We start from the raw sequence: 8,584 nt of genomic DNA on the forward strand, positions 1-8,584 counted from the left end.
GCCGGCTCGGGGGCGGCGCGCGCGGGCGCGGGCGCGCGGGCCGCGGGGCGGCGCTCGCGGCGCTCGACGCGCTCCGCCAGGTCGGCGAGCTTCACCACCTCGCCGGGCGCGAGCACGCACGCGCCCTCGACCGCGTTCCGGAGCTCGCGGACGTTGCCCGGCCAGTCGCAGCCGACGAGCCACTCGAGGGCCTCGGGGTCGACCCCCGCGATGCGCCCGCCCGTGCGGCGGTTGAAGTCCGCGATGAACGCGTCCACGAGCGGGGGGATGTCCTCGCGCCGATCGCGCAGGGGCGGGACCACGAGCGTCACGACCTTGAGGCGGTAGTAGAGGTCCTCGCGGAACCGGCCGGCGGCGATCGCCTCCTCGAGATCGCGGTTCGTCGCCGCGATGATGGAGAGATCCACCTTCACCTTGGCGGTGCCGCCGACGCGCCGGAACTCGCTGCGCTCCAGGACGCGCAGGAGCTTCGCCTGCGTCGAGAGATCCATCTCGGCGATCTCGTCGAGGAAGAAGGTGCCGCCGTCGGCGAGCTCGAACAGCCCCTTCTTGCGCTCGTTCGCGCCGGTGAACGCCCCTCGCTCGTGCCCGAAGAGCTCGTTCTCGAGGATGTCGCGCCCGAGCGTGGCGCAGTTCACGGGGACGAAGAGGTGCTGGCGGCGCGGGCCGCGCTCGTGGAGCGCCCGCGCGATGATCTCCTTGCCAGTGCCGCTCTCGCCGAGGAGGAGGACGTTGCTCTTGTAGCGCGAGATTTTGTCGATGGAGTCGTGCAGCCGCCGCATCGCCGCAGAGGTGCCCACGACGCCGAGGAGCCCGGCGGGGAACGGCTCGCGGCGCGGCGGCACGGAGCGCTCGAGCGCGCGGCCGAGGCGCCGGAGCACGGCGTCGGGGTCGAACGGCGGGGCGACGTAGTCCGTGGCCCCGAGCTGCATGGCGTCGACCGCCTCCTGGACCGTCCCGGAGCTGCCGAGCACGATGATCGGCGCCTCGCCGAGCCGCTGCCCGCCGGCGGCGACCACGCGCGCGAGGGCCGGGAGGCCGAGGGACTGGGAGACGTACACCGCCGCGAACGGCGTCTGCTCGAGCGCGTCGAGCGCGTCGCGCTCGGACGTCGCCGCGACCACCGTGAAGCCGGCGTGCGCGAGGACGTCCACGAGCCCCGGCGCACCCACGGGCGCCACGACGAGACAGGCGCTCCCGGCGCCGGGACGAGTGAGCTCTGGCATGGAGAGGACCTTCTACTGCCGAAACGGCACACAATGCAAGAACGGCAGTCGCTCAGCCGTCTTCGGGGCGGGGGCGCAGCCCCCGTTCAATCGTCCCGCACGACCTCGACGGCGGCGCCGTCGAGCTCGCGCTGCGTCACGCCCTCGCCGGCGGCTCCCGCCGCGCCCGGGCCGAGCAGGATCTCGCCGGGTAGCGCCAGGGCGGCGAGCCGCTCGCAGCGGTCCGCCGCCGCGCCGAGCGCCGCGATGTCCGCGCCGGTCGGCCCCATGGCGTTGCCGGCGAGCAGCGGTCCCGCGTCCACGGCGGCGCGGAGGTCGATGCCGCCGAGCCGGCGCACCGCGCCGCGGGCGGTGCGCGCCGCCTGCACGGCGCGGGCGGCGTCGTCGGCCCGCGGTGAGGTCACGCCGAAGAGCGCGAGCACCCCGACCGACGCGAGCCTCCCGACCATCGCGCCCTCGTTCAGCGCCGCCCTCGCGGCGGCGTCGACGGCCGCGCGGACCCGGCCCGCGACGTCGGGCGAGGAGGCGATGCGCACGGCGTGGAGCGACATCCGGAGCACGACGACCGGCCGCACGGCGAGCGTGTGCGGGTCGACTGCGGGCTCGTGGGCCACGGGCTCGCGCGCCGCCAGCACCCGAGCCGAGATCGTCCCCTCCGAGCGGATGGTGTCGCGCTGCGCGTCGGGACGGATGCGCTCCTCGCGCGGAGTGCGCGCCGGCGCCCCCCGGCCGGCCCGCGCCGTGAAGCGGATCTCGGTGCGCCCGAAGCGGACCACCGCGCCGTCGTCGAGCTGCGCCTCGCCGACGCGCTCCTCGCCGACGAAGGTGCCGTTGCGGCTCTCGAGGTCGATCACCCAGACCTCCTCGCCGCGGCGCTCGAACATGGCGTGCATGCTCGAGATCCAGGGGTCGCCGATCTGGAGGTGCGACTCGGGCGAGCGGCCGAGGACGGTCGGGATGTCGGGGAGCACGAAGACGGTCCCCGCGCAGACCCCGTTCATCACGACGATCTCGGACAAGGCCGCTCCCCCGGCGCCGAACTTCCGGCCCGCCGCTTCCATGATACCCTACCCGTGAACGCGTCATGGCCGCCTCGCGCCCACCAGAGGGACCCCGGGAGCGCGACCCGTCCGGAGCGGCGCCGGAACGGATGCTCGGGCGCGTCCTCGGAAATCGATATCGCGTGCTATCCCGCCTCGGCGAAGGGGGCATGGGGACGGTCTACCTGTGCGAGCACACGGTGCTGCAGCGCCGGTTCGCCCTGAAGGTCCTGCGGGCGGATCTCGGCGGCGATCCGGAGCTCGCCGAACGCTTCCGCAACGAGGCGATCGCCGCGAGCCGCATCGGCCAGGAGAACGTGGTCGATGTCGTCGACTTCGGCGGCGAGGACGAGGGCGCGCTCTACTACGTGATGGAGGCGCTCGACGGCCGGAGCCTCGGCGCGATCCTCCGCGAGGAAGGGCCGCTCCCCGTCGAGCGCGCGCTCGCCCTCCTCGAGCAGGTCTGCCGCGCGCTCGGCGCGGCGCACGCCCGCGGGGTGGTCCACCGCGACGTGAAGCCCGAGAACGTGTTCGTGGTGCGTCGCGCGGGCACGAGCGACGAGCAGGTCAAGGTGCTCGACTTCGGCATCTCCCACGTGCCGGCGGCGCCCGGCTGCGAGCGGCTGACGCGTGCCGGCGCGATCATCGGCACGCCGGAGTACATGGCGCCGGAGCAGGCGACGGGCGGGGCGGTGGATCACCGCGCCGACGTGTACGCCGTCGGCGTGCTCGCCTTCGAGATGCTCACCGGCGCGCTGCCCATCGAGGCGCCCACCGAGATCGCGACGCTCGTCGCCGCGCAGACCCAGCTCGCGGATCCGCCGAGCCGGCGCAACTCGGCCGTGCCGCCCGAGGTCGATGCCCTCGTCCTGCGCGCGCTCGCGAAGCGGCCGGAGGACCGGCACCCGACGATGGCCGCCTTCGCCGCGGAGATCGCGCGGCTGCGCGGGGCGCTCGCGACTGCGAGCAGCCTCCGGCACGCGATCGGGACCGCGCGGTCCGACGGCCCGCTCCGCCCCCCAGGCCGACCTCGCGGCGCGAGCCGCTCGCGAGGCGGGACCCTTGCCCTCACCGGGGCGGAGGTCCGCTCGCCCGCCCCACGACTCCGCCGGACGAGGACCCTCGCGGCGGTAGGCGTGGTGGCGGTGCTCGGCGTCGCGCTGGCGGGAGGGTGGTGGCTGATGGGGGAGGGGAGGCGAGGGATCCCGACCGCGATCGCGACCTCGACCCCGACCCCGACCGCGACCGCGACCTCTACCCCGCCATCGCCCTCGACCGTCTCGGCTCCCCTGGACTCCGCTGACCGCGCGCGCGTTCAAGGATCGCTCGCCGTGACCCCCGCGGCGGAGCTCCTGCCCGAGCGCGGCGCCGCGCCGGTCCCCGTCCGCCTCCGCGCGCGCGCTCGCCCGGCACCGGGTGACGTGAAGGATCCCTACGCCGCCGAGGGCAAGGACCTGAAGCCGGACCCCTTCCAATGATCCGCCGCCTCCTCGCCATCCTGCTCCTGCTCGCGGTGCTCGCCCCGCCGGCCGCCGGCCGCGCGGACGAGGTCGCCGACGCGAAGGCCCGGTTCCGCAAGGGCGCCGAGCTGTACCGCGCCCGGCAATATCGCGAGGCCATCGCCCAGTTCGAGGAGGCGTACCGGCTGAAGCCCGCCGGGGCGATCCACTACAACATCGCGCAGTGCCGCGAGCGGCTCGGCGAGTGGCCGGCGGCGATCCGCAGCTACAACGACTACCTGCGCGAGGCGCCCGACGCGAACGACCGCGCCGTGGTGCGCGCCGCGGTGAAGAAGCTCGAGGAGCGGCTCGCCGCGACGGGGGCGCAGCCGCTCATCGTGTACTCCGACCCGCCCGGCGCCGAGGTCCGCATCGACGGCCGCGTCCGCGGCGTGACCCCCTTCCACCTCGTGCTGCCGCCGGGTAGCTACGACGTGGCGCTCGCGCTCGCCGGGCACGAGCGGCTCGAGCAGGAGATCGCGATGAGCGCCGGCGCGGCCCAGGTGGTGGACGTGCAGCTCCGCCCCGCCCAGCCGCCGCCGCCCGCCGCGGCGAAGAGCGTCTCGCCCGCCGAGCCCGCTCCGCCCCCCGCCAAGACGACCCCGGCGCCGGATCTGGCGGCGCGGCCCGAGGCCGCCCGGACCGCCGCGCGCAGGCCGTCCCTCGGCGTGGGTGCCAGCGCCGCAGCTGCGCAGCCGCGGGAGAAGCGGCGGATCTACACGTGGATCGCGGCGGGCACGGCGGTGGCCGCCGCCGCGACGGGCGGCTACTTCGGCTGGTCCGCGCGGCAGGCGGAGTCCGCCATCGACGGCATGAGCCAGGCGAACGGGGCCGTCGCGACCGGTCACGTCTCGGACGCCACCTCGCGCGCGCACCGCGCCAACACGATGTTCGTCGTGGCGGGCAGCGCCGCCGCGGCCAGCGTCACCCTGTTCTTCGTGGAGAAGAAGTTCTGATGCGCCGCCTCCTCCCGCTCGTCCTCCTCGCGCTCGCGGCCTGCCAGGTCGACGTGGAGGGCGCGCCGTGCCGCGGCCTCGGCCAGGCCACCGAGGACTGTCCCGGAGGCCAGGGCTGCGGGCTCGACCAGAGGTGCAGCAAGCGCGCCGCCGCGTCTTCCTGCGCGCTCTGCACGCCGGACGCGGTCCGCTGCAAGCCCCTCCAGCCTGGGGCGACGGCGCCAGGCGAGCCCGGCAAGATCCAGCAGTGCGACGCCACAGGGGATCCCGTGTGCGGCGCGTGGGTGACGCGGACCACGTGCGCCGAGGGCCTCGTGTGCGGGGAGAAGAGCGGCGCGCCGAGCTGCGAGTGTCCGGCGAACGCGGGGGCGCAGTATGTCGTGGCCGCGCCGGGCTCCGTCGACGGAGGCGGCCCGGCACCGACGGGGGCAGACACGCCCGCTCAGTGCCGCTTCCGCTCGCTGACGGAGGCCATCGGCGTCGCCGCCCCGGCCGGCGGCACGGTGATCGCCAAGGGCGGCGCCTCGGGCGAGCACGTCGCATTCGGCAGCGCCACCGGCGAAGTGCTGCCGCTCGACCTCCCCGCCGGCGTGACCCTCACCTCGGACTCCTCCGGCTCGGGCGCGGAGTACGCGATCCTGCTCGACGACGCGGCGGCCACTGCGGCGGTGCGGATGCACGCGGGTGCGACGCTCGCCGGCTTCGCGATCGAGAACGTCGTGGGCGACGCGACGCGCGATGTCGATGCCCTCGAGCTCGCGTGCGACGGCTCGAGCGCGCCGGTGAATCTGCAATCGGTCGCGCTGCGGGGGACGTCCGCGACCGACGACCAGAAGAAGCTCGCGCGTGGGCTGAGCGTGAAGGACACGTGCGGCGTGACCGCCGCCGACGTGGTGATCGCGGGGATGGCGACGGATGCGCTGCACGTCGAGGCGGCGAATCCTGCCGTCACGACCACCTTCCTCCGCGGGGCGCTCCGGCAGAGCGGCCGGGGCGCTCACCTGACGCAGGGCGTCCTGAAGCTCGACGGCGTGACCATCGAGGAGAACGCGGGGATGGGCATCGAGGCCGGGTCGTCCACCAACGACGCCGCCCTCGAGCTCAACGCGGTGAAGGTGCTGCGCAACGACGACACCGGGATCGCGGCGATGAACACGACGCGCCTGTTCATCGTCGACTCGACGATCTTCGGCAACGGCATCGGCGCGTCGGCCACGGTCTGGGGTCCGCCGACCTATGTCAACTCGACGGGCACCACTCGAAAGTGCGGTGGGATCGTGCTCATCGGCGCCCCGCCGCCGGCCGCTGGCGACTTCCGCTTCGAGCGGAACCGGGTCTACGCGAACCGCGGCGACCAGGTGCTCGTGATGCTCTCGTCGAGCGGCCCCTGGCCGCTCGGCGCCACGGCCTGCGGGACGACCAGCACCGACACCACGGTCTTCGGCTGCTACGATCCGAGCTCCTCGGGGTCGATCGTCTCGTACCGCGGACTCGTCGTCATCGACGCGCCCGCCGACGCGAGCAGGATCGCGTGGGGCTCGGGCCAGGTCTTCCCCGCGCAAGCGACGGACTTCAAAGCCTTCGGGGGCTCGGTGTCGCTCGCCGGGACCCCGTGGTACTGCATGCTCCCCGCAGTGCTCGACTGCAGCTCACCCGACCCGAAGTGAACGTTCCGCGGCGCGCCCCCCTCGCCTCGGGGACGCGCCGCGCACGAGCGCCGCTACGCCACGCGCCGGCGCGGGCGCGTCGCGAACCCGGCGATGAGGAGCAGCACCACCGCGCCGATGAGGCTTCCGATGAAGCCGCTCGGGTGGAACCCGGTGCTGTTGCCGCCCGTGAGCGCCGACGCGACGATGCCGCCGATGAGCGAGCCCGCGATGCCGAGCAGCGTCGTCATCACGAGGCCCATCCCCTGCTTGCCCGGGACCACCGCGCGCGCGAGCAGGCCGATGATGAAGCCGAAAACGATCCACGCCAGAATTCCCATGTTCTCCTCCCTCGCCGGCAAGTTAGGGCCGCGCCTCCCGGCCGGGCTCGCCCGTGCGCCCGGAGGCCGGCGGTCCGGGGGACCCTTCCTTGACTCGCCTGCCCCCCGCGGGTAGCGTCGCTCGGCCTTCGCGAAAGGGGTTCCACCCGTGCGGCTCCTCCCCGCCGTCCTGGCGTTCGCAGGCCTCTGCGCCTGCGGTCCGGTGCAGTCGACCGCTTCCCTCATCGACGCCGACGTCGCCGTCGAGGCTGCCCGCGCCGCGGGCGCCCCGAAGACTGCGACCTACGAGTACACGGGGGCCGAGACCTACCTGCACAAGGCGCGGGAGGCGGCCGGGCGCGCCCAGTACGAGGTGTCCGCGGACTACGCGGAGCGGGCGCGCGACCTCGCGCGCGCGGCGCGCGAGAAGGCGTCCGCGGCGACCAACCGGTCGGAGGAGTCGCTGTGAGCCGCCGGGTGGCGGCGGGGCTCGTTCTGGCGCTCGCGACCGGGTGCGCGGCGGGCGGCAAGCTGCGCGCGGACGCCGAGGTCGCCCGCGCCGACATCGCGAAGGCCCGCGCCTCCGGGGCGCTGCAGTGCGCGCCGCGGGACCTGGCGCTCGCCGAGGCGAACGTGGAGTTCGCGGAGCGGGAGACCGCGACCGGCCACGGCGCACGCGCGCGCGAGCACCTCGACGCCTCCGAGGCGAGCGTGAAGCGCGCGCTCGAGCTCTCCCGCGGCTGCGGCCCGACGCAGGTCACGATCGCGAAGCGCGACGAGAAGCCGGCGGTCCGGATCGAGAAGACCGACACGGACAAGGACGGCGTGCCGGACGTCGACGACCGCTGCCCCGAGCTCCCCGGGCGTCCGGAGACGGGCGGCTGCCCCGACGCGGACGGAGACGGCGTGCTCGACGCGGACGACGCGTGCCCGGCGCAACCCGGCCCGAAGGCGTCGCAGGGCTGCCCCGTGGCGAAGGACTCGGACTCCGACGGGGTGCCCGACGACATCGACCGCTGCCCGCTCGATCCCGAGGATCGCGACGGGTTCCAGGACGAGGACGGCTGCCCCGACGCCGACAACGACGGCGACGGCATCGTCGACAAGGCGGACGCGTGCCCCCTCGAGCCGGGCCCCATCGAGGCGCGCGGCTGCCCGGTGAAGGACCGCGACGGCGACGGCGTCACGGACCCCGCCGACGCGTGCCCCGACGTCGCGGGCCTGAAGGTGCTCGCCGGCTGTCCCGACTCCGACTCCGACGGGATCGCCGACGCCGAGGACAAGTGCCCGCAGAAGGCCGGCACGAAGGAGAACGGCGGCTGTCCCGACGCGGACGCGGACGGCGACGGGCTGGCGGACCGGCTCGACAAGTGCCCCGCGCAGTTCGGGCCGCCGCCCGACGGCTGCCCGAAGAAGTACACGCTCGTCGAGGTGCGGCGCGAGAAGATCGACATCAAGCAGCAGGTGCACTTCGCGACCGCGAAGTTCCGCGTGCTGCCCGACTCGTTTCCGCTCCTGAACCAGGTCGTCCAGGTGCTCCGCGACTTCTCGAAGATGCGCATCTCGATCGAGGGCCACACCGACGCGGTCGGCACCGAGGCCGCGAACATGCGGCTCAGCCAGCGCCGCGCCGAGGCGGTGCTCGACTACCTCATCTCGAAGGGCATCTCGCCCGAGCGCATCGAGGCGGTCGGGTACGGTCCGACGAAGCCGATCGCCTCGAACAAGACCGTGACCGGCCGCGCGCGCAACCGGCGCACGGAGTTCCGGATCGTCGCGCTGGAGTAGCGCGCCGGGGCCTCACGCGGGCGGCAGCGCCCGCCGCAGGCCGCCGGCGCGCGCCGCGCGGCAGGGACCGGCCCGGGCGGCGACGGCCGTCAGTCCTCGTCCGCCTCGG

General features: G+C 74.9%; 8 protein-coding genes. 5 read left to right on the plus strand and 3 right to left on the minus strand.

The genetic code is table 11. The features are described from left to right. Both MNZ39_RS18435 and MNZ39_RS18440 read right to left on the minus strand, forming a co-directional pair. Positions 1 to 1,226 (minus strand): sigma-54 dependent transcriptional regulator (locus MNZ39_RS18435; protein ID WP_242340550.1); only part of this gene is annotated, 1,226 nt, incomplete at its 3' end. Between the two features lie 86 nt (positions 1,227 to 1,312). Then, positions 1,313 to 2,245, minus strand: coding sequence for an FHA domain-containing protein (locus tag MNZ39_RS18440; protein ID WP_242340551.1), 933 nt, complete (start codon positions 2,243 to 2,245; stop codon positions 1,313 to 1,315). 164 nt (positions 2,246 to 2,409) lie between these two features. Between MNZ39_RS18440 and MNZ39_RS18445 the strand changes: the two genes are divergently transcribed. From MNZ39_RS18445 to MNZ39_RS18455, 3 genes are read left to right on the plus strand one after another with little or no spacing between them, the layout of a single operon-like run. Further along, complete coding sequence (locus MNZ39_RS18445) at positions 2,410 to 3,744, plus strand: serine/threonine-protein kinase (protein WP_242340552.1); 1,335 nt, start codon at positions 2,410 to 2,412, stop codon at positions 3,742 to 3,744. Beyond that, positions 3,741 to 4,721 carry a PEGA domain-containing protein gene (locus MNZ39_RS18450; protein ID WP_242340553.1) on the plus strand — a complete coding sequence of 327 codons (981 nt, stop codon included), beginning with the start codon at positions 3,741 to 3,743 and terminating at the stop codon, positions 4,719 to 4,721. The genes MNZ39_RS18445 and MNZ39_RS18450 overlap by 4 nt, the downstream gene beginning before the upstream one ends. After that, positions 4,721 to 6,388 (plus strand): right-handed parallel beta-helix repeat-containing protein, encoded by a 1,668-nt coding sequence (locus tag MNZ39_RS18455; protein ID WP_242340554.1) that lies wholly within the window; start codon positions 4,721 to 4,723, stop codon positions 6,386 to 6,388. Before MNZ39_RS18450 ends, MNZ39_RS18455 begins: the two co-directional genes overlap by 1 nt. A gap of 53 nt (positions 6,389 to 6,441) precedes the next feature. Here the strand turns inward: MNZ39_RS18455 and MNZ39_RS18460 are convergent, their stop codons facing one another. Beyond that, positions 6,442 to 6,708, minus strand: a complete 267-nt coding sequence (locus tag MNZ39_RS18460; protein WP_242340555.1) for a GlsB/YeaQ/YmgE family stress response membrane protein — start codon at positions 6,706 to 6,708, stop codon at positions 6,442 to 6,444. Positions 6,709 to 6,856: 148 nt separating this feature from the next. Between MNZ39_RS18460 and MNZ39_RS18465 the strand changes: the two genes are divergently transcribed. Further along, complete coding sequence (locus MNZ39_RS18465; protein WP_242340556.1) at positions 6,857 to 7,156, plus strand: DUF4398 domain-containing protein; 300 nt, start codon at positions 6,857 to 6,859, stop codon at positions 7,154 to 7,156. Beyond that, positions 7,153 to 8,475 (plus strand): OmpA family protein, encoded by a 1,323-nt coding sequence (locus MNZ39_RS18470; RefSeq protein WP_242340557.1) that lies wholly within the window; start codon positions 7,153 to 7,155, stop codon positions 8,473 to 8,475. The genes MNZ39_RS18465 and MNZ39_RS18470 overlap by 4 nt, the downstream gene beginning before the upstream one ends. The last annotated feature ends 109 nt before the right edge of the window (positions 8,476 to 8,584 follow it).

Source organism: Anaeromyxobacter sp. SG66 (genome assembly GCF_022690805.1).
Lineage (GTDB): Bacteria > Myxococcota > Myxococcia > Myxococcales > Anaeromyxobacteraceae > Anaeromyxobacter > Anaeromyxobacter soli.